Genomic DNA, 20,357 nt, shown 5'->3' with positions numbered 1-20,357 from the left:
ATGATCAGTCTTGAAAATATCTATAAGCAAATCGGACAAACATCGATTTTACAAGGCATAAATCTACACATTGAAAAAGGCGAATTTGTCGCTATTATAGGACAAAGTGGAAGTGGTAAAACTTCGCTTTTAAATATCATTGGCACGCTTGATGAGCCAAGTTCTGGTTTTTATCGTTTTCAAGATTATGAAGTAACGATGATGAGTAAAGATGAAAAAGCAAGATTAAGACGCGAAAAGATAGGCTTTATCTTTCAACGTTACAATCTTTTAAGTCTGCTTAGCGCCAAAGAAAATGTTGCTTTACCGGCTGTATATGCAGGCAAAAGCACAGAATCAAGAAATACAAGAGCAAAAGAGCTTTTAAAAGAACTTGAGCTTGATCACAAACTTGATTCTAAGCCAAATGAACTAAGCGGCGGACAGCAACAAAGAGTAAGTATAGCAAGAGCGTTGATGAATGGAGGAGAACTTATCTTAGCTGATGAACCAACCGGGGCGCTAGATAGCAAAAGTGGCGTGATGGTGCTTGAAATTTTAAAAGAGCTTAATGCCAAAGGACACACCATAATCCTTGTAACACACGATCCAAGTATAGCCGCACAAGCAAAAAGAATCATAGAAATCAAAGATGGACAAATCATCAAAGACAGCCAAAATAGCGCTCAAATAGTCCAAAATAAAGATTTAAATTCATCAAAAACCATCTCAAAAGTAAGCATAAAAGCAATGCCTAGTGAAAGAAAAACTTATAATTTGCTTAAAAATCAGCTTTTTGAATGCTTTAAAATCGCTTATTCATCAATCATCGCTCACAAACTCCGCTCGCTTTTAACCATGCTTGGTATCATCATAGGTATAGCCTCAGTTGTTTGCGTTGTTGCACTTGGGCTTGGCTCTCAAGAGCAAGTTTTAGCTTCCATTTCAAGACTTGGGACAAATACTATAGAAATCAGAGCTGGTAGGGGTTTTGGCGATATTCGTTCGGGTAAAACAAGACTCAATTTAAGCGATGTAAGCACATTAAGAAGCCTTCCTTATCTTGAAGCTGTTGAGCCTCAAGATGATACGAGCGGAACTATAGTATATAAAAATATAATGCTTAATGCTAGAGCTGAGGGCGTGGGGATAAATGAATTTAGCATAAAAGGCTATGAGCTTGAGCTTGGGCGGATTTTAAATGAGCATGATATAGCCACAAGTGCGAATGTTGCTGTGATCGATCATAATGGACGCAATGCTTTGTTTAAGGATATGGCTGTAGATGAAATTCTAGGCAAGGTGTTTATCTTTGCTAATAAAGCTTTTAAGGTTATTGGGGTGTTGAAAAAGGACCCTAACCGAAGGGCTGAGGATACAACTATACGAATTTATATGCCTTTTTCAACGCTGATGAATAAGCTTACTGGAGATAAATTGCTTGATGAAATCGTGGCTAAAGTCAAAGATGATGCTTCCCCAAGCGTGGCTGAACAAGCTATCATCAGGGCTTTAGAGATTAAAAGAGGGCAAAAAGACTTTTTTACTATCAATTCAGATGCCATTCGTCAAAGCATAGAAGAAAATACAAGAACAATGACGATTTTAATCACTTCAATTGCTCTTATTGCTCTAATCGTTGGTGGCATAGGAGTGATGAATATCATGCTTGTTTCAGTAAGTGAGCGCACAAGAGAGATTGGTATAAGAATGGCAATAGGAGCTCGAAAAGAAGATATTTTGATGCAATTTTTAATCGAAGCGATTATGATATGCTGCTTAGGAGCTGTGCTTGGAATTTTACTTTCTTTTGCTGTGGTGCAAGCTTTTAATATACTAAGTCCTGATTTTAAGATGATTGTTTCAATTTCTTCAGTATTTTTAGGACTTTTAAGCTCGGTATTTATAGGCGTTGTTTTTGGCTTTTTTCCAGCTAAAAATGCAGCGAATTTAAATCCTATCAATGCCTTATCAAAGGAATAAAATGAAAATTTTATATGCTTTTATCTTAAGCTTTTTTTTCTTAGCCTGCTCTCACACAAAAGAGTTAAATCTCAAGCAACACGAGCTTAGCCAAAGCGAGCAAAGAACACTAAAAATCAATGAAAATTGGTGGCAAGAGTATGAAAATCAAAAGCTAAATGCTCTTATGCAAGCTATGCTTGAAAACAACAGCGAGCTTAATGTCGCAAGGATAAATCTACTCAGTGCTATTGCAAGATATGATTTGATTAATTTTGATCTTTATCCTACTTTAAGTGGAAATTTAGGAGCAAGCGTAGCAAGGGACTTAAACTTAGGCACAAATTCGCAAAATTTTTCAAATGCTTTGAATTTAAGTTATGAGCTTGATATTTATGGCAAAATTTATGATGAGCGAAAGTCAAGCGAGTTTAGTGTAAAAGCAAGCGAGTTTGATCTTGAAAGTTTAAAATTAAGCCTTATTAACTCAAGCATCGATAATATCTTTGATTTGGCATATTTTAACGATGTGGAAAGCCTTTTAAGCGAGCATTTAAGCAACCTAGAACAGATGAAAGAAATTTATACCTTAAAATACGAACTTGGAAAGATAGAAGAGCTTGACTTACTCAATATCGAGCAAAGCTTGCTTAATGCAAAGCAAAATTTACTTAGCAACGCCCAAAATAAAGAACTTACGATTAAAAATCTTAAAGACTTACTTGGGGCAAAGCAAAATTTTACGCTTATAAGTTCTTTTGATACGCTTAAATTGGCTGATTTTAAGGATTTGAGTTTAAATTTTGATCTGCCTTTAGCTCTTTTTGCACACAGACCGGATATAAAATCAAAAGCAAGCTCACTTCAAGGGGCTTTTTTAGACATTAGCGTGGCTGAAAAATCAATGTTTCCAAGCATAAACTTAGGCTCAAGTCTAAGTGGGGGCAATGAAAACTTAAGCCAAAGCTTTAAACTGCTTACTTTAGGTGGAAATTTACAGATTAGCTTACCTTTTTTAGACTACGGGCGAGTAAAGCAAAATATCAAAATTTCAAGCCTTGCGTATGAAGCTTTAAGACTTGAATACGAGCAAAGCTTACAAACTGCTATCAATGAGTTTTATTTATGTTATAAAGACTATGAATTTTATAACAAACTCTTAGCAAATATCAAACTCATCAATAAAAAACAAGAACAAATCACCCTTGCATACGCACAAAAATACGATCTTGGCAAAAGCGAACTTAAAGACTATCTTGATGCTAAAAATAGCCTTATCAGCTCGGCTCAAGAGCTTTTACGATCAAGGCTAAATGTCTTAAAAACAACAAATTTGTATTATAAAATCACCACTGCAAAGTTAGAAAATTAAAATTTTGCATTTATAAAAAACTTTAAAGAAAATATAAGAAAAAGAAGCTCTAAAATTACAAAATCCCATAAAACCTGCCTGTTTATCTTATAAGACAGTGCAAATAATAAAAAAATTGAAAAATTTATTCTAAAAAATAGTATAATCCTTTCTGTTTTAAAAGGATAAACTGTGCTAATTTTTAATCCATTATTTACTATACTTGCGTTACTTATGGGTGGCTATGTCGCTAAACGCTTGGGTGTGCTTAAAGCAAAGCAATCTCGGGCTTTTTTGGATTTTACCATTACTTTTGCTTTGCCTTGTTTAATATTTGATAGAGCTTACCATTTGAATTTCGTTCTTTCTTTGATCTTTTATATAGGCTTGGGACTTTTTTCTTGTATCTTAGCTGGTTTATTATGTGTTGTGCTAGGTTTTTGGTGCAAATTTTCAAAAGCAACTTTAGTAAGTATGTTTTTACTTGCTTCTTTTGGAAATACTTTATTTATAGGAATTCCTATCATTTCAACCTTTTATAAAGAAGAACAATTTATAGGCGAGATTATACTTTATGATGCCTTAGCTACTGCTTTACCTATGGCACTTTTTGCACCTTTTATCATTGCACTAGCAAGTGATGAAAAAGTGAGTTTTACACAAAATTTAAAAAAAGTCTTTCTTTTTCCGCCTTTTATCGCTTTAGCACTTGGCTTTTGCCTCAAAATTATGCCTTTGCCAAGTTTTATTTTTGAGCCTATTAGGGTTTTTGGTAATGCTGCTACGCCTGTAGCTTTATTTGCCATAGGTTTGGGGCTGGGTTTTAACTCGATTAAATCAAGTATCAAAAGCACACTTTTAGTTTTGAGCGCGAAAATGCTTTTTGCTCCATTGATTTTTATATGCTTAGCTCTTGTGTTTGATTTGGAATTTAAGCCTTCTTTAATCGTTGCGATCTTTGAATCAGCTATGCCGACAATGACTTTAGCTGGTATTTTGATCATTAAAGCCAAGCTTGATAGCAATCTAGCTATTAGCACGCTTGCTTTTGGTGTGATTTTTGCTTTTCTTTCTATGCCATTTTTACTTTTTATTTTTGCATATTTGGGTGTAAAAATATAGTTCGAAAACTAAATTGAAAGATTTTTATGAGCCTTTGTCCTATTTTATAAGACTTTGTTTGCGTTTCTTTTAAGCCTTGTTCAAAGTCTTCATATTCACTTAGTTTAGGCAGCTTTGCATTTGCATTTTGTTGAAGCTCTTGCTCGTAAATTTTTCGCTCTTTTTTATGTTGAAAAAGTATGTATAAAAGCACAAAAGACACAAAAGGCATTTGAAGCCAGCCAAAAAAGCTTCTGTGAAGCCTTATAACTGCGTAACCAAGCTTATAAGAAAGATGGAAACGAAATCTTTCTTTACTTTGGGTATTCAAAGCGACAATACCGCCAGTATAAGCACTTCCGCCAAGTTTAAGCCATTTCTCATAATACTGCCACCATAAAGTCCAAGTTTTTTTACATAAGGCATTATTCCAAAAGCGGTTTTTACTCCCATAAGCATGAATGATAGATGAGTTTCTGCTTGCTCTGTAAAAAATTTGCCCTGAATATTTGTTTTTATTTAGCATTTTAACCTTAAGCTTGTTTTTGTATATAAGCATAGAAAAGGCAACTTGATCGTTAAAATCCTCTGTTTCATGATGTTTGGCGATGATTTTATAAAAATGTTCGTAGAGTTTTTTAGGATTTTTAAGCCCATCATTAAAGCTTAAAATAGGGGTGCGAAAGATAAAATACTCTTTTAAATTTTCATCTTTAAAGGTATTTAATCCTCTATCTGCTGCAAGTGGCAATCTAAGCTTAAAAAGCTCACTAATATCTTTAAGTATTAAACAATCAAAGTCAAGATAGACTATGTTTTTACATTCATCAAGTAAATTTAAGGCTTCAAATCTAGCAAAAGCCATATGAGTCCAACGTTTGATAAAAAATTGTTTAAAGCTAAAAGAAAGTGTTGGGGTATAAAGACGAAGTTTTGCTAAAAAATCTTGTTGAGTAAATGATATAAACTTAACGCAAAGCCCCCCCCCCAGTAGCTAAATTTAGCATAATTTGCTTATCCTTAGGGCTTAAATCATCACAAAGTATATAAAAAATATCAATCTTTCTTGGCATAATTTCTAAAAGATTAATCATCATCGTTCCAAGCGTAAAAGCACTATTTGCAGTTGCAGCAAGCAAAATACCTCTTTTGAATTTCATCTTTTTTCCTCCTTTTTTATCTTTGTTTGATGAGCTGGTAAATCAAAGCCTTGTCATTAGCAAAATACACACGAAAACGCAAGGGGATAAATTTAAGATAAGTTGTGCTTTGTGCTTGCAAGAGTTGCGTTTTTGTGGTGTGGCTTACTCTTACTTCAGCTTTTGAAAAGCACTCAAAAAGTCTTTCTTTGTGATTGTTTAAGAAACGAAGTTTTAGAGCTTTTGGCATCTCATCATCAATGACACCTAATGCTGTTTTTTGTAAAAAACTCAAATCATCTTCACTATAGCTAAGCTCGCATGCAAAGTCTTCATCTACAGCCTCACTTTGAGTCATGGCTGAAGATATGCTTTGGCTTTGATGATACAAGATAAGATCTTTGTTGCTTAGCTCAGCCCAAAAGATAAACTCATCTTGGGCGCTAAGACTAAGCAAAGCAAAGATTAATACGCAAATAATTCTTTCCACTTATCAGCGTCTATTTTCAGTTCCATATTTACTCTGTAAAGCCCTTGATTAAAGCTTTCATCGATAATGCTTGCATTTTTAATCAAGCCATTTACTTGAGCTGTGATGGTTGAGCTTCCAAGCATAGCATCTTTTACGGTATCTTTGCCATTGATTTTCACACCATAAAGTTTGCTTGCAAGCTGACGATATGCATCAGTTACAGCTGCTCTTTTAGCCAGCGCAAGAGCTTGGGCTGATGAAACGGTATTTAAAGGAGCTATACCCTCACCTACCGAGCTAAAGCTAAGTTCATTTTCTGAGTTATCCAAAGCCAGCATTTTTTCTTGCTGAATAATAGATCTGACATCATCTTTATCAACTTTTTGCACGATAATATCTTTTGAGCTCGTGCTTGTTGTTTGATTTGTCGCAGGGCTTGATCCTATAGGATTTGCCAAATTTGCTGGAGCAAGTGGATTGCTACTATTGGTGGATCTAGGAGCCACAACACAAGCCGTAATCATTAAAGCTACAAAGAGCGTTAAAGCGGTATTCTTCATTTTTCAACCTTCAAAATATTTTTGCACTAAAGCTAAAGCAAAAAGCGTTCCAATTTTATTCAAGCAAGTCAGTATTTTCACTTTCACCCTCATCATTACCTTCTTCTTTAGGGCATTTAGCTATGCTTAAAACCTCATCATTTTCAACATTTACAACTATAACACCACTTGTATTGCGTCCAGCTTTGCGTATGCTTTGCATATCAACCCTTATCATCTTACCAGAGCTTGTAAGAGCCATTAAATCCATACTTTCATCAACGATAACAACGCTGATTAAATCCTTGGTTTTATCAGTAAGCTTCATACAAATCACGCCTTTTCCACCGCGATTTATAAGGCGGTATTCACCAGCATTAGTCCTTTTACCTATACCTTTAGCACTTAAGCTTAAAATTTCTTGCTCGTCATTTTCTATGAAAACAGCTCCGACAAGCTCATCATCTTTTTCTTTAAATTTAATCGCTGTTACGCCTCTAGCAACGCGTCCAATTTCACGCACCTTAGCAAGTTTAAATTTGATACACATACCCTTTTTAGTAACTGCAAAGAGCATTTTGCCCGGTTTTTCATCATTTGTTTCGCTTGTTTCTTCACTTAAGCTTTCATCTGTAATTTCAGCTAAATTTTCCTCACTTGTTTCGCCTAAATCAGTCTTGAAAAGTTCATTTTCATCGCGTTCTACGATGATAGCAGTTACTAATTCATCATTTTCATCAAGATTTATCGCTCTTACTCCAACACTTCTTATATTTTGATATTCGCTTAAGTTTGTGCGTTTAACAAGTCCGTTTTTAGTAAAGAAACATAAGGATTTATTCACATCAAAATCACTTGTTGGTATAATGGCTTTGATCTTCTCATCAGCTTGTAAGTTGATAAGATTTACCACAGCCTTACCTTTTGCAGTGCGGCTGCCTTCTGGAATTTTATACACTTTTAGCCAGTAAAGCTGTCCGCGATCTGTTACAAACATCAAGGTATCGTGAGTGTTTGCAGTAAAAAAGCTTTCTATAAAATCATCATCATAAGTTGTTACTGCGACTTTACCTTTGCCACCTCTTTTTTGCTTTTCATAAGCTTTGCTTGGCACGCGTTTGATATAACCTCTATGCGTGATGGTTACGACCATATTTTCATTTGGGATCAAATCCTCTATATCTATATCATCATAATCTTCTACAATTTCAGTTATACGAGGCACATTAAATTTAGCCTTGATCTCCTTAAGCTCTTCTTTGATAAGCTCTTCAAGCTTTTCTTCGCTCTTAAGCAAGCCTTCAAGCTTAGCGATCTCAGCCATAAGTTCTTTAAGCTCATTTTCAAGTTTTTCTCTTTCAAGCCCAGTTAAACGACCTAATTTCATATCTAAAATGGCATTAGCTTGCAATTCACTCAAGCCAAACTCATTCATAAGTCCTGCTTTAGCCACAGCATTATCAGCACTTGCTTTGATTAAAGCAATGACTCTATCTATATCATCAAGAGCGATTTTAAGCCCTTCTAAGATATGAGCCCTTGCTCTTGCTTTTTGAAGCTCAAAGATAGTTCTGCGTATGATAACTGTTTTTCGGTGATTTAAAAATAAATTCAAAAGCTCAATGAGTGAAAAAATCTTTGGTTCTTTATTGTGTATGGCAAGCATAATGATACCAAAAGTGCTTTCCATAGTGGTGGATTTAAAAAGATTATTGAGCACTATCTCACTCATCGCATCTCTTTTAAGCTCGATGACTACACGAATGCCTTCTCTATCGCTTTCATCTCTTACCTCAGCTATGCCCTCGATTTGCTTTTCTTTCACAAGTTCATCGATTTGTTCTATAAGGCGAGCTTTGTTCGTTTGATAAGGCAGTTCATCAATGACGATAACATCTTTATTTGCTTTTTTTTCTATATGCGTTTTTGCACGCACCTTTACCCTGCCCCGCCCTGTTTTATAAGCTTCTATAATGCCTTTTTTACCATAAATAATACCAGCAGTTGGAAAATCTGGTCCTTTGATAAAAGTCATGATTTCTTCAAGGCCTGCTTCTTTGTTTTCAATCAAATATAAAAGCCCATCGATAAGCTCATTTAAGCTGTGAGGTGGTATATTTGTTGCCATACCTACAGCTATACCGCTTGAACCATTTAAAAGTAAATTTGGCACACGAGAAGGTAGGACATCTGGTTCTTTTTCTGAATCATCATAATTTGGCACAAAATCAACCGTATCTTTATCAATATCTTGTAAAAGCTCGTGTGCAAGATTACTCATCTTTGCTTCTGTATAACGCATAGCCGCAGCCCCATCACCATCAATAGAGCCAAAATTACCCTGCCCTGTGATACTTGGATAACGCATAGAAAAGCTTTGAGCCATACGCACAAGCGCGTCATACACAGCCGTATCACCATGCGGATGATAGCGTCCTATAACAGCACCAACTATACGAGCAGATTTTACAAAGGTAGTGCGACTTTTGCTTTCATCATTATTCATCGCATATAATATACGTCTATGCACAGGCTTAAGTCCGTCCCTTGCATCTGGCAAAGCACGTCCTATAATAACGCTCATAGAATAATCTAAATAGCTCGATTTTATGGAGTTTTCAATATCCACAACCTGAATGTCATTGTCAAAAATGTTCTTCATCTTGTTTTTCCCTTGAAATAAAAGCTAAATTATAGCAAATTATTCTTTTGCATTAGCTAAAACTAAAGCAAAAAGCACTCGAATTTTATGATTTTGCAAAACTTTTTTAGCCTCAAGCAAGCTTGATCCTGAAGTAATAATATCATCGATTAAGATAACACTTGAATTTATAGGCTTTAAAAGCTTGTAATTTCTTTTATTTTTTTGACGAAAACTCAAACTTTTTCCTGAATATTTTAAAGTGTTTTGAGCGTGCAAGGTATGAAATTGAACGTTGATATTTTTACTTTTTACATATCTTGCAAGCAAAGCAGAATGCGAATATAAAGAGTTTTCAACCCTATCATCAAGAGGAATGGCTGTGATTTTTTCCCCACTTTGAAAGTTAAAAAAATCTTTAAATTTAGCAAAAGAAAGCTTAGCTAAAGTATTTAATATAAAATAACCATAAAATTTATGCTTGGAGTGCAAAAGATGCTTGATCTCGCTGTATTTGTAAAAATAATACACCTTAAAATCCTCATCAAGCTTTCTCACCCCAAGGCTAAGCTCACTTAGCTCTTCTAAGCAATGCTCACAAAAGCCAAGCAAGCAAAAACTGCCGCAGTTATAGCATTTCAAAATGCAGAGATAAGCTCGGCAGTTTTGTTTGCCATCTGCTTAATCAGCAAAAAGGTATAAAATGAAATTTCTCTTGCGTCGCTAAAGCCCATTACATCTTGCTTTGTGCGAACTACAAACTGCTTATTCATATTGATATTTTTTAAGGTTAGCCTTCCTGATATATTTGAGTGAAGCCCTGTAGCATCAAGCTTTGAATTAAAGTCGATAAAAGAAAGATCAAGCCTTAACACATAAGGCGAATTATTAATCCCCTCAACAACGATAATGCCTCTTGCTTCAAGCTCTTGCTTTAAGAAAACATAAAAAGCGACATTAAACTGCTCGTTGATAAAATATCTATCATTGCCAGCAAAAAAAAGCTTTTTTTCTTCACTTAGATCATCGATTCTATGAAAATATACCTTTTTTAAAGCTGAGCTTGGATCAAGGGTGCGTTTGTCCGCACAACACTGAAGCCCTATATCGCTGATATAAAGCAAACCTTTAATCTTTGCTTCAAAACCTTGAGCAGTATCACAACGATAGCAAGGCTGTTGTTTTGATAAATCACTTGCCTTTTGAAGCGTAGTTTGAGCTGGAGCACACGCTATGAAAAATAAGGCTAATGCTGAAAATACAAACACTTTAAACATTTATTCTCCTTTTTTTAAATCATTAAATAATTTGAGTATTTTATTCAAAATTGGGCTAAAATTCAAGCTTTTTTATCAAAGTTGTTTGCAAAAATGTGAAATTTACATTTTTTCTTACACTTTTTTAAGCCAAAAAGAACAACAAAGCTTATTCTTAAGCTATAATAAAAACAGAATTTAAAAATAGGAGAAAAAAATGTCTAAACAAATGAAAATTGCTATTTTTGTAATTGATGTTATTTTATTTGCATGTTTGCTCGCCTTTTTGCCCTTTGATGAAAAGGTAAATAAAGGCTTAGCCATACTTGTTTTTGTTGCTATTTTATGGCTTAGTGAGATTATCCATGTAACCGTAACAGCGATTTTAATCCCCATTTTAGCCGTTTTAACAGGACTTATGAGCGTGGAAAAGTCTTTAGTAAGCTTTGCTGATTCAAATATTTTTTTATTTTTTGGTGGCTTTGCTTTGGCTGCGACTATGCACTATCAAGAACTTGATAAGGTTATCGCTCAACGCGTTTTAAGACTTGCAAATGGCAAATTTGCACTTTCTATTTTTTATATATTTTCTACCACTGCCTTTTTATCAATGTGGATGAGTAATACCGCTACAGCAGCGATGATGCTTCCTCTTGCTATTGGTATGCTTTCACAAATTGACGCAACAAAAGAAAGAAATACTTATGTGTTTGTGCTTTTAGGAGTAGCGTATAGTGCAAGTATTGGTGGTATAGGCACGCTTGTTGGCACACCACCAAATGCGATAGTTGCTACTCAGCTTAATATTACTTTTGCCCAGTGGTTGCAATATGGTATTCCTATGGTTGTTATTTTAATGCCTTTGATGATTTTTGTGCTTTATATGACTTTTAAACCAAAGCTTGATCAACGTTTTAGCGTAGATGAAGAACTTATCCCTATGGATAAAAACAAATACATTACTCTAGCTATTTTTATCTTTATCGCTTTGTGCTGGGTATTTAGCTCATATATCTCGCCGCTTTTTGCTGCTCTTTTTGATGCAAAGAGTATTAAAAACTTTGATAGCATTATCGCTATACTTGCTGCTGTTTTAGTGTGTGCAAGTGGGGTGATTGATTGGAAGAGAGTGCAAAAAAACACTGATTGGGGTGTGCTTTTGCTCTTTGGAGGTGGTATAACTTTAAGCATTATCTTAAAAGATAGTGGAGCAAGTAAAGTAATGGCTGATGGCATAGTCTTGCTTATCAATGGGAAAAATATCTTTTTAATCGCCTTAATCGTTGGTGTATTTATCGTATTTTTAACCGAATTTACCTCAAACACAGCTTCAGCAGCCTTGCTTGTGCCGCTTTTCATCTCTATAGCTGATTCTTTGGGTGTGCCTGCACTTGGACTTGCGCTCATTATCGCCATAGGAGCAAGTTGTGCATTTATGCTTCCTGTTGCCACTCCGCCAAATGCCATAGTATATGGCACCGGACATATCAAACAACAAGAAATGGTAAAAGCTGGTATGCGCTTAAATGTGCTTTGCTCCATTATCATCGCCATAGCAGCATATTTGTTCTGGCTTTGAACTTTACTAACCTAGCTAAAGTAAAAACTTTGGCTAGGTAAAAACTTAAACCTTTAACTCCCTTTAAACAATGATTTAACAAAATAAAGTATCATTATAATAAAATTCAAACATAAGGAAAAAAGATGAAAAAATTCAAAGCTCTTTTACTTGTGGCATTTATGGCACTAAATGCTTTTGCTTTAAGTGAAGGTAAAGAATATGAAGTGTTAAAAACCCCCATTGCCAATGAACAAAACTCTGTCATAGAAGTGTTTAGCTTCTCTTGTATAGCCTGCTACACACACCACAAATTCAACACTCTAGCTAAGATAAAAGAAAAATTACCAAATTTAAACACCAAGCTTTATCCTGTAAAAGGCGGTCAGTTTAGCGAGGAATTTGCCCAACTTTACGCCTATGCACTTGCTAAAGATACTACAAATAAAAAAAATATTCTTGCTCATGACAGCCTCACCCACAAACTTAGCGATGCGTATTATACTGCTCTTTTTGAAAGAAAGCAAAACTACGCAAACTCAGCGAGTTTTAGCGAGCTTGGACTTAAAACACTTGGTATTTCAAAGGCTGAATTAGAGCGATTCTTAGCAAGCGCTGAAGGACAAAAAGTCTATAATGAATTTGATAAAAGTTATGGAGCATTAAGTCAATACGGCGGCACACCAACCTTTATCGTTGGTGGCAAGTATATCATCAAAATGGCGGAGATTAAAGGTTTAGATGAACTGATCAAGGTTGTTGATGAACTTATCAAACAAAAATAAATCAAGCCAAGCCTTATGGCTCTGGCTTTTTAGCATTAGTTTGCTTTCTTTGCTTTATTCTCACTTTTTTTTACAGCATTATCTTTTTATGCAACCTTGCGAGCAATGTGTGTATGTGCGTTTTGCTTTTAGCGTAATTTTATGCGCGAGTATTGTGGGGTATTTTAAGCTTGGCTGGCTTAAAAGCGTGGCGTATGCTTTTGTATTTTGGGCGATTTTTCTAGGATTTAAGGCATGCTTGATGCTTTTGCATAGCTATGAAGCCATAAAAGCGAATAATCCTTTTGGTATAAATGCTTGTTCTAATACACCTCATTTTCCCTTTAAGCTTGCCTTGCATGAGCTTTTGCCTAGTCTTTTTGCTATTAGTGGAAGTTGTGGTTTTGATGCTCCAAGAGTGAGTCAAGACGCTCAGCTTAGCTTGGTGCAAGAGTTTTTTATCGGCACTTTAGAACATGGTTTTAGTGATGGCTTATATAGCAAAGGCTGGTATTTATTGCCCTCATTTGAGTTTGTCAATATGGCTACAGCTTGCATGCTTATCTTTGGCTTTTTTTTACTTCTTAGTTTGTATAGTTTTGTGCGTTTTGCACTCAAAGAATACAAATTTGGCTTGCTTACATTTTGTTTGACTATAAGCTTGATCTTTTTAGCATAGGATTCTTGGGATTAAAGGAGAAAGTTTGACAAGAATTTCATACTCTATAGTATGAAAAAAACTCGCCCACACTCTAGCATCATTAAATACACAAACTTCATCGCCCAAATCTTTGCACGAGAAACTATCCATTGACATACGTCCTAAAAGCTTTTCTCCATTTGCTAACTTTAACTCTCCTGTGCCATCAAAGCGAAAAAGCCCATCTGCATACCCCAAATCATAGGTGCTTATAGCGATATCTTTACTCGCACTAAAACGTCCGCCATAACCTACACTCTGTCCTTTTTGAAGCACTCTTGAGCTAAGTTTTTGTGCGTAAAGGCTTAATACTTTTTGTAAATTTGCGTTGTATTCACTATAGCCAAACTGAGCCAAACCAACACGGCATAACTCATCTTCATCAAGACTTTTACAACGAAGCAAAGCAGCAGAATTATGCGAATGAAAAAGCAAATTTGGGTTAAGTTTTTGCGCCTTTTCTTTAGCGAGTTGAAATTTTTGTTTTTGCACAAAAAAGCTTGAATCATATTCATCAGCCCCTGCAAAATGTGTAAAAATGCCCTCTACTTTCAAGCCCAAATCACACGCATTTTGATACACTTCTTCAAGCTCATCAAGACTAATGCCGTTTCTATGCATACCCGTATCAATCACAAGATGTAAGCTCGTGCCTTTTTTAAATTTATGCAAATCTTCTTTATCATTCAAAGCATAGATAAAATCAGTTCTTTCATCGCCGTTTGGACGATGAGAAAGTATAAGTATATGAGGAAAAAGCCCTTGAAGCTCAAGAGCTTCTTGTTGATTTTTAAGAGCGATAAAATTCACTCCCAAAGACTTTGCAATAGGAGCTAAAAGCTTCACTCCATGCCCATAAGCATTATTTTTAAAGACACAAATCAACCTATGAAAGCCACCTGCCTTTTTAGCAAGCAAAGCAAGATTATGTTCGTAAGCTTTTTGATCAAGCCTAATAAAAGCCATTATTGCTCTGCGATGATTTGCATTTTTCCGTTTTTAAGCTTTACATATAAAAGCTTATTGCCACGAAATTGATAACTTGGAGCGTAATAATCCTCATAAAAAGATATCCTAAAAAGCTTTTCGTTTTTGATATTTGGATATGGACTTATGCTAATCTTTGAAAATTTAATCGTTTTTCTTTCATTTTTAGAAAAAATAGCCCTTTTCATCGCTGCAAATTCGTTGAATTTTTTCTTATCAAAACGTCTAAAATCTTCCTCGTCATAAAAGCTAAGATAAGTTTTTGTATCACTAATCGTCCAGCTGTGCTTCCAAGCAAAAAGCGAAGCAAGCAAAGCAGCGATTTCATCAGTATTTGCTCTTACAACCTCTTTTTCTTCTGTCATAGCAAATACTTCTTTACGATTTTCAATGAGCTTTGTAAATTCTTTTAAAACATCATTATATAAAGCTATACAACCTCTTGTTTTATACTCATCAAGCCTTGATCCATCAAGCGGATAGCCATGTATCCATATACCCCCGCCTGTTTTTCCTTGCACTCTATCAAGTAAATTTGGATAAGTTGTTGCAAAGGCATAATGTCCATAATAAGTCGTTGGTGGTGTAAATTTCTTACCAAGCTCATAAAATCCTATAGGAGTTTTTAAATCCCCTTCGATTTCTTTATCGCCCATCAATCCGGTTAGGGTGTTTTTTTGATCAAATTCTTGAGTGAGTTTGCCGTCTTGATAGCGAAACACTTTAAAAGTTTTTTCTGTTTTGTTTGTAACAATGATAGTTGATTCTTCATCATAATAACCCAAAGACACATCTTTACCTTTAAGCTCTTCAGCCCAAAAATCCTTATTTGCAAGCTCCTTTTCAAGCTCTCTTCCAACAGCTTCTAAGCCTTCATTAAGATAAATTTTAGCCAAATTTGACGCCTCGCTTAAAGAAAACAAGCACAACATTATAGTGATAAATCTCAGCTTTAACACAAATCACCCTTTCGATAAGTTTTTGATGAATTTTCTAAAAGCAAAATTATACTATAAAATACTTAATTTTACTTATATTTTTGTATTTATTGCATTTATTATGCTAGAATTAAGGCTTTAGGATATATTTTTAAAGGATTAATGATGAAAAGGATTATTTTGGCTTTTTTAAGCTGTGTTATTTTAGGTTTTGCACACGAGCATATACATAGTAAAGATCAGGGCTTGATAAGTGATTTTGCGCTTAATAATGGCTCTATAATCATTGAGAACGCCTATATCTTGCAAACTCCGCCAAATAGAAAAAATACAGCTATTTTTTTAAGCATTTACAACAATACAGATAAAGATATCGCTTTGATCAAAGCCACAAGCAATCTCACACAAAAAGTTGAACTTCATACGCACGCGCATTCACATATGCAAGCTGTGGATAAGATCGTTATCAAAGCACATTCAAAAGCCACACTTCAAAGTGGAGGCGATCATATCATGCTTTTTGATACAAATGTTAATGAAAACACACAAACACATCTTGAGCTATATTTTGACAATAAAGAAAAAATAATACTTGAAAACCTACCAAGCAAAAGCCTTGTAACAAAGTGATGTATAAAAAAATTTTCTTTTTTGCCCTTATTTTGCTTGGCATTTTGGCATTTTTTGTCGTTTTAAACACCACTAAAACACAAGGTAAAAGAGAGCTTATTAGCGAGCTAAAACCTTTGGAATGTGATCTTAATGTCAAAGATTGTATGTTTGATTTTAAAGGTAAAAAAGTGCTGGTAAAAACAAGTCTTAAACCTCTTGTTTCTTTGCAAGAATTTGAACTTATACTTGAAAACTTGGGCGATTATAAAAAGCTTAATGCCCGAATTTATGGGCTAAATATGTATATGGGTGACATAGTGCCAAGCTTTGAAAAAATACACTCAAATTCTTATAAAGCAAATATAGTCTTAAGTGCTTGTGTGATCGATATTATGCGTTTTAGAATGGAATTTTTTGAGGGTGAAGAAAAGCTTGATTTTTATTTTGATTTTGATGTAAAAAGATGAGTTATGTTATGAAAAAGATAGGTTTTTTGATACTTTGTGTTGTGATTGTAAGTATTATTGGGTGTTTTGAGACTGAAAAAAAATACGATTTTTTACTTAATTCAGAGCAAGGTAAGGTAAGCTTAAAGGATTTTGAAGGTAAAAAACTTATCGTGTATTTTGGCTTTAGTTATTGTCCTGATGTGTGTCCAGCGACTCTAGCCCTTATATCAAATGAACTTAAAAAATTTAAAAACAATGAAATTTTCTTGCTTTTTATCTCGCTTGATCCGCAAAGAGACAAGGATATAAAAGCGACAAATGAATGGCTAAGATATTTTTATACGAATTCAACCACCTTGCTTGCACAAGATGAAAATGAGCTTGCAACACTTGCTCAAAACTACGGCGTGATTTATAAAAAAGTGCCACTTAAAGACTCTGCTTTAGAGTATTCTATAGCACATAGCAACGAATTATTTTTATTTGATAGCAAGGGTAAGCTTTTTCAAAGAATTTCAGATCTTAGTCAAAAAAGCCTACACAATGCTTTTGAGCGTTTTCTTATGCTAGATCAGCAAACAAATCAGTAGAAAGATACCTTTCTGCTGTATCATTAAGCATAGTTACGATAATCTTATCTGGGTGTGCTTGAGCGATTTTGCTCGCCACAAATACATTTGCCCCACTTGAAATTCCAACCATTAAGCCATTTTTTCTAGCCAAAGCTTTAGCTGTATTAATCGCATCTTCATTGCTGATAGTTTGTATCTCATCAATGACTTTTTGATTTAAAATTTCTGGGATAAAATTTGCTCCTATACCTTGAATTTTATGTCCGCCAGCCTGTCCTTTACTTAGAAGTGGTGAACTTTGAGGCTCTATGGCTACAATTTTTACTTTATCACCAAGCTTTTCTTTAAGCACTTCGCCCACGCCACTAATCGTGCCTGCAGTGCCAAAACCAGCGACAAAAAAGTCGATTTTTCCATCAAGATCGTTTAAAATTTCAAGAGCCGTGTTTTCTCTATGTGTGTTTTTATTAGCCAAATTTTCAAATTGACTTGGTATAAAAGAGTTTTTTATTTGCTCTTTTAAAGCCAAAGCTTTATTATATGCTCCTTTCATACCTTCACTAGCTGGTGTTAGCTCAAGTTTTGCACCAAAGAAAAGCATCATTTTTCTTCGTTCTATACTCATGGATTCTGGCATAGCAATGATGATTTTAAGCCCCAAATCAGCACAAATCATCGCCAAAGAAATTCCCATATTTCCGCTCGTGCATTCAATGATAGTTGTGTCTTTGTTGATCTTCCCTGTATCAAGAGCATTTTTAATCATCGCAAACGCAGCTCTATCTTTGATTGAATGACTCGGGTTTAAAAACTCACATTTGCCATATAAGTTTTCTCCAAAGCCCTTTAAGGCTATGAGTGGCGTCCTACCGATAAGTTCGGTAACATTTTGATATACTTTCAATACCAACTCCTTTTAATAAGATAAAATACCTTTGCATTTTACATACTAAAAGTTTAAAAAGAAATAAAACGAGATAAAAAAAGAGTGAAAAAAAGAAAATCAATACAAAAGGCTAGAAAAGCTCTAGCCTTTTTGGGCTAAAATTAAAAATTATTTTTTCTTTTTAGCTTTACCGCCAGCAACAGCTTCTTTAAGGTTTTTACCTACTTTGAATTTAGCTACATTTGTTGCAGGAACTTGGATAGTTTTTCCTGTGCTTGGAACTCTAGCTGTTCTTGCAGCTCTTTTTGCAGTTGAGAAAGTTCCAAAGCCGATAAAGCTGATAGTATCACCTTTTGTTAAAAGTTCGGTAATAGTAGCGATAACTGCATCAGTAGCAGCTGTAGCGTCTTTTTTTGTAAGCCCAGAAGTTTGAGCAACTTTTGAAATGAAATCTGCTTTAGTCATAAAAGCTCCTTTGTTAAGATAAAAAGTGCCTAATTCTAGCATATTTTAAATGCTTTTGCAAGAGTTTTTATATAATTTTCATTATAATTTGTAAAATTTTAGGCTTTTAAAGTTTGTGTTTCAGGCTTTTTGCTTTATAATATTCAAATTCGCCACTTTTATCAAGCTCATTGCCTATTTCTTCATATCGTTTATAATAATATAGCACAAATTCCCTACACTCCTTATCTAAAGGCAAAAATACCTCATCTTTAAGCACGCAAAAACAAGATAAAAACTCACTTGCATCTTTTCTTTGCATATAATGTTTAGCTAGCATTGTATAAGTGTGTAAAAACTCTTCTTTAAAGCGCTCATAGCCTCCTAAAGTAAAGTCAATACTCAGCTTTTCTTCATTAAAATGCAATACTTTTGTTTTAAAAAGCAAGCTTAAATGGATCAAGCCTTCAGTGTAATAAGGCTTTACCTCCTCAACTTTTTGCCAAGCGATAAGTCCAACCGCTCTTTTGATGAGTTCGTGAAAAACAGGTAACTTTAAGCTCTCTTGTTCGTGCAAGAAAAAGCTTACTAATCCGCCAGCTGTAGCTTTAAACTCTTCTATGTTTTTAAATACGCCACTTTGATTCATCAAATTTTCGCTTTCCTTGCTAATGAAAAAAATATGCCCAAACTCATGCCCTATAGTTGAAATTTCATAGACTTTTTTCCATAATTTCTCATTAAAAAATAAAATTTCTCTACCATAACGCAAAAATTCTTTTTCAAAAATTTCACTTGCAAGTTTCATAAAAGGCTTACTTTTGGTATTTTCATACACAAAATTCAAAAAAGCAAAGATTTTTTTACCAGCCTTAGCGCTTACAAACTCATCATTTGGCACAACTTGAGCTGAAAACAAGCCATTAAGCTCCGCCCCATAAAAAAGCATAGGCATACAAATATAAAGCTGTGTTTTATCAAGATTATTTTGCACCTCATCAAATAAGGCTTGATCTTTTATATCAAGACTTTCATAAAGAGTTTTAAAACTTTGTTTTATATCTTTGATAAAGGCTTTAGCGTCAAATTCACTTTCATCATTTAAGCGAATATCCCATTCTAACGCTACTGCATGCGTGTAATTGTCCTCATAATACTCAAGCGGATGAGCCACTTGTAAAGAAGAGCCAACCTCAAGCCAAGCAAGTTCAGCTTCTTGCCAACGCCAAATCACTTTATCATTATCCTTTTCGCAAAACGCAAATTTGAGTTTTTCAAGATACTTTATATAAGCAAAATGTTCTTTTTCTTTAGCTTTTGATTGCAAATTTGCAAGGCATTCATCAAAAAGCCTTTCTAAAGCCAGCACTTCTTCTTTAAATACCACCGCATAAGGAGCAAATTTAAAGCCCTTGTCATCTTTCATCAAAGCCCCATAACTTCGCTCACAAGGCTGATCTTTTTCATCTTTTTGATACAGCTTGTTTGTTTTTAAAAAATGCAAAGCTTCTTTTAACTCCTTAAATTCTCGTGCCAAAAAAGCATTGTTTTCATCTAAGATGAGCTTACTCCATTTACTTTGCCACACATTTATCACTTGTCCTATTTGATGCACACTTTGAATAAGTGCTGTATAAAACCCATCTAAAATTTGAGCAGATTGTAGCTCTTTAATCAAATCCTCGTGTTCTTTTTCATAAAATTTCCTTACTTCATCATAAATTTGATACATTATATCTTTAATCTTTTCTTTTGAAAAATTCGCCTTTTCAAGCTCTTGCTTTAATGCTTCTTCTTTAAGATCAACAAAACGGCGTAAAATAGCAAGTCTGGTGTTTTCATTATCTTCAAGTTCGCAGAGTAAAAGGGCATTTTGAAATTCACTTGGTAAGTTCTTAAAAGAAGCAATATGATCATAATACGCATTGATTTTTTGTTTTCTTTTGTGAGTAAGTTTGGCTAGGCTTTTAAAATTATTCATCTTTTATCCTTTGTTGTTGTGAAAAA

At 34.5% G+C, this 20,357-nt stretch carries 21 protein-coding genes; 9 read left to right on the top strand and 12 right to left on the bottom strand.

From position 1 onward, the window contains the following. The 3 genes from CQA38_RS03830 (at nt 1) to CQA38_RS03820 (ending at nt 4,414) form a co-directional block, all read left to right on the top strand. Nucleotides 1-1,962, top strand: a complete 1,962-nt coding sequence (locus CQA38_RS03830; protein WP_137632672.1) for an ABC transporter permease — start codon at nt 1-3, stop codon at nt 1,960-1,962. A gap of 1 nt (nt 1,963) precedes the next feature. Continuing rightward, the gene (locus CQA38_RS03825; protein WP_137632671.1) at nt 1,964-3,313 is read left to right on the top strand and encodes a TolC family protein; all 1,350 of its coding nucleotides are present in this window, start codon (nt 1,964-1,966) and stop codon (nt 3,311-3,313) included. Nucleotides 3,314-3,484: 171 nt separating this feature from the next. Continuing rightward, nucleotides 3,485-4,414: an AEC family transporter gene (locus CQA38_RS03820; protein WP_137632670.1), complete on the top strand. Its 930-nt coding sequence runs from the start codon at nt 3,485-3,487 to the stop codon at nt 4,412-4,414. Here CQA38_RS03820 and CQA38_RS03815 read toward each other — a convergent pair. The 7 genes from CQA38_RS03815 to mapA form a co-directional block, all read right to left on the bottom strand. Further along, the gene (locus CQA38_RS03815) at nt 4,383-5,276 is read right to left on the bottom strand and encodes a glycosyltransferase (RefSeq protein ID WP_349290124.1); all 894 of its coding nucleotides are present in this window, start codon (nt 5,274-5,276) and stop codon (nt 4,383-4,385) included. The genes CQA38_RS03820 and CQA38_RS03815 overlap by 32 nt on opposite strands. Nucleotides 5,277-5,361: 85 nt before the next feature. Next, entirely contained in the window at nt 5,362-5,553 is a 192-nt protein-coding gene (locus tag CQA38_RS03810) for a hypothetical protein (RefSeq protein ID WP_137632668.1), read from the bottom strand. A gap of 16 nt (nt 5,554-5,569) precedes the next feature. Next, nucleotides 5,570-6,022: a hypothetical protein gene (locus CQA38_RS03805; protein WP_137632667.1), complete on the bottom strand. Its 453-nt coding sequence runs from the start codon at nt 6,020-6,022 to the stop codon at nt 5,570-5,572. Further along, entirely contained in the window at nt 5,998-6,564 is a 567-nt protein-coding gene (locus CQA38_RS03800; RefSeq protein ID WP_335890269.1) for a lipoprotein required for motility, read from the bottom strand. The genes CQA38_RS03805 and CQA38_RS03800 overlap by 25 nt, the downstream gene beginning before the upstream one ends. Before the next feature lie 55 nt (nt 6,565-6,619). Beyond that, on the bottom strand, nt 6,620-9,205 hold the full coding sequence (gene gyrA / locus CQA38_RS03795; protein ID WP_137632666.1) for a DNA gyrase subunit A: 2,586 nt from the start codon (nt 9,203-9,205) through the stop codon (nt 6,620-6,622). A gap of 39 nt (nt 9,206-9,244) precedes the next feature. Further along, entirely contained in the window at nt 9,245-9,826 is a 582-nt protein-coding gene (locus CQA38_RS03790; protein ID WP_137632665.1) for a phosphoribosyltransferase family protein, read from the bottom strand. Next, nucleotides 9,823-10,461: an outer membrane lipoprotein MapA gene (gene mapA / locus CQA38_RS03785; protein ID WP_137632664.1), complete on the bottom strand. Its 639-nt coding sequence runs from the start codon at nt 10,459-10,461 to the stop codon at nt 9,823-9,825. The genes CQA38_RS03790 and mapA overlap by 4 nt, the downstream gene beginning before the upstream one ends. A 196-nt stretch (nt 10,462-10,657) precedes the next feature. Between mapA and CQA38_RS03780 the strand changes: the two genes are divergently transcribed. The 3 genes from CQA38_RS03780 (at nt 10,658) to CQA38_RS03770 (ending at nt 13,441) form a co-directional block, all read left to right on the top strand. Beyond that, on the top strand, nt 10,658-12,019 hold the full coding sequence (locus CQA38_RS03780) for a DASS family sodium-coupled anion symporter (protein ID WP_137632663.1): 1,362 nt from the start codon (nt 10,658-10,660) through the stop codon (nt 12,017-12,019). Nucleotides 12,020-12,144: 125 nt separating this feature from the next. Beyond that, a complete protein-coding gene (locus CQA38_RS03775) occupies nt 12,145-12,783 on the top strand; it encodes a thiol:disulfide interchange protein DsbA/DsbL (RefSeq protein WP_137632662.1) in 639 nt (212 codons plus the stop codon). Continuing rightward, the gene (locus tag CQA38_RS03770; RefSeq protein WP_137632661.1) at nt 12,761-13,441 is read left to right on the top strand and encodes a disulfide bond formation protein B; all 681 of its coding nucleotides are present in this window, start codon (nt 12,761-12,763) and stop codon (nt 13,439-13,441) included. Before CQA38_RS03775 ends, CQA38_RS03770 begins: the two co-directional genes overlap by 23 nt. Here CQA38_RS03770 and CQA38_RS03765 read toward each other — a convergent pair. Together CQA38_RS03765 and CQA38_RS03760 are read right to left on the bottom strand one after the other, a co-directional pair. Further along, nucleotides 13,433-14,428 (bottom strand): alanine racemase, encoded by a 996-nt coding sequence (locus CQA38_RS03765; RefSeq protein ID WP_137632660.1) that lies wholly within the window; start codon nt 14,426-14,428, stop codon nt 13,433-13,435. The two genes, CQA38_RS03770 and CQA38_RS03765, sit on opposite strands and share 9 nt — an antisense overlap. Beyond that, entirely contained in the window at nt 14,428-15,381 is a 954-nt protein-coding gene (locus CQA38_RS03760; protein WP_137632895.1) for a murein L,D-transpeptidase family protein, read from the bottom strand. Before CQA38_RS03760 ends, CQA38_RS03765 begins: the two co-directional genes overlap by 1 nt. A 171-nt stretch (nt 15,382-15,552) precedes the next feature. Between CQA38_RS03760 and CQA38_RS03755 the strand changes: the two genes are divergently transcribed. From CQA38_RS03755 to CQA38_RS03745, 3 genes are read left to right on the top strand one after another with little or no spacing between them, the layout of a single operon-like run. Then, nucleotides 15,553-16,017 carry a copper chaperone PCu(A)C gene (locus CQA38_RS03755; protein ID WP_137632659.1) on the top strand — a complete coding sequence of 155 codons (465 nt, stop codon included), beginning with the start codon at nt 15,553-15,555 and terminating at the stop codon, nt 16,015-16,017. Beyond that, complete coding sequence (locus CQA38_RS03750) at nt 16,017-16,466, top strand: hypothetical protein (RefSeq protein ID WP_137632658.1); 450 nt, start codon at nt 16,017-16,019, stop codon at nt 16,464-16,466. The genes CQA38_RS03755 and CQA38_RS03750 overlap by 1 nt, the downstream gene beginning before the upstream one ends. After that, entirely contained in the window at nt 16,463-17,038 is a 576-nt protein-coding gene (locus CQA38_RS03745) for an SCO family protein (protein WP_249355175.1), read from the top strand. Before CQA38_RS03750 ends, CQA38_RS03745 begins: the two co-directional genes overlap by 4 nt. Here CQA38_RS03745 and cysK read toward each other — a convergent pair. The 3 genes from cysK to ciaB all read right to left on the bottom strand — a co-directional run bounded on the left by cysK (nt 17,010) and on the right by ciaB (nt 20,331). Further along, the gene (gene cysK, locus CQA38_RS03740; protein WP_137632657.1) at nt 17,010-17,924 is read right to left on the bottom strand and encodes a cysteine synthase A; all 915 of its coding nucleotides are present in this window, start codon (nt 17,922-17,924) and stop codon (nt 17,010-17,012) included. The genes CQA38_RS03745 and cysK overlap by 29 nt on opposite strands. A gap of 150 nt (nt 17,925-18,074) precedes the next feature. Then, complete coding sequence (locus tag CQA38_RS03735) at nt 18,075-18,371, bottom strand: HU family DNA-binding protein (protein WP_034902415.1); 297 nt, start codon at nt 18,369-18,371, stop codon at nt 18,075-18,077. A gap of 106 nt (nt 18,372-18,477) precedes the next feature. Then, nucleotides 18,478-20,331 carry an invasion protein CiaB gene (ciaB, locus tag CQA38_RS03730; protein ID WP_137632656.1) on the bottom strand — a complete coding sequence of 618 codons (1,854 nt, stop codon included), beginning with the start codon at nt 20,329-20,331 and terminating at the stop codon, nt 18,478-18,480. Between the last annotated feature and the right edge of the window lie 26 nt (nt 20,332-20,357).

Origin of the sequence: Campylobacter sp. MIT 12-5580 (genome assembly GCF_005406235.1) — a bacterium.
Classification (GTDB): Bacteria; Campylobacterota; Campylobacteria; order Campylobacterales; family Campylobacteraceae; genus Campylobacter_D.
This window is presented reverse-complemented; position numbering and strand designations above follow the sequence as displayed.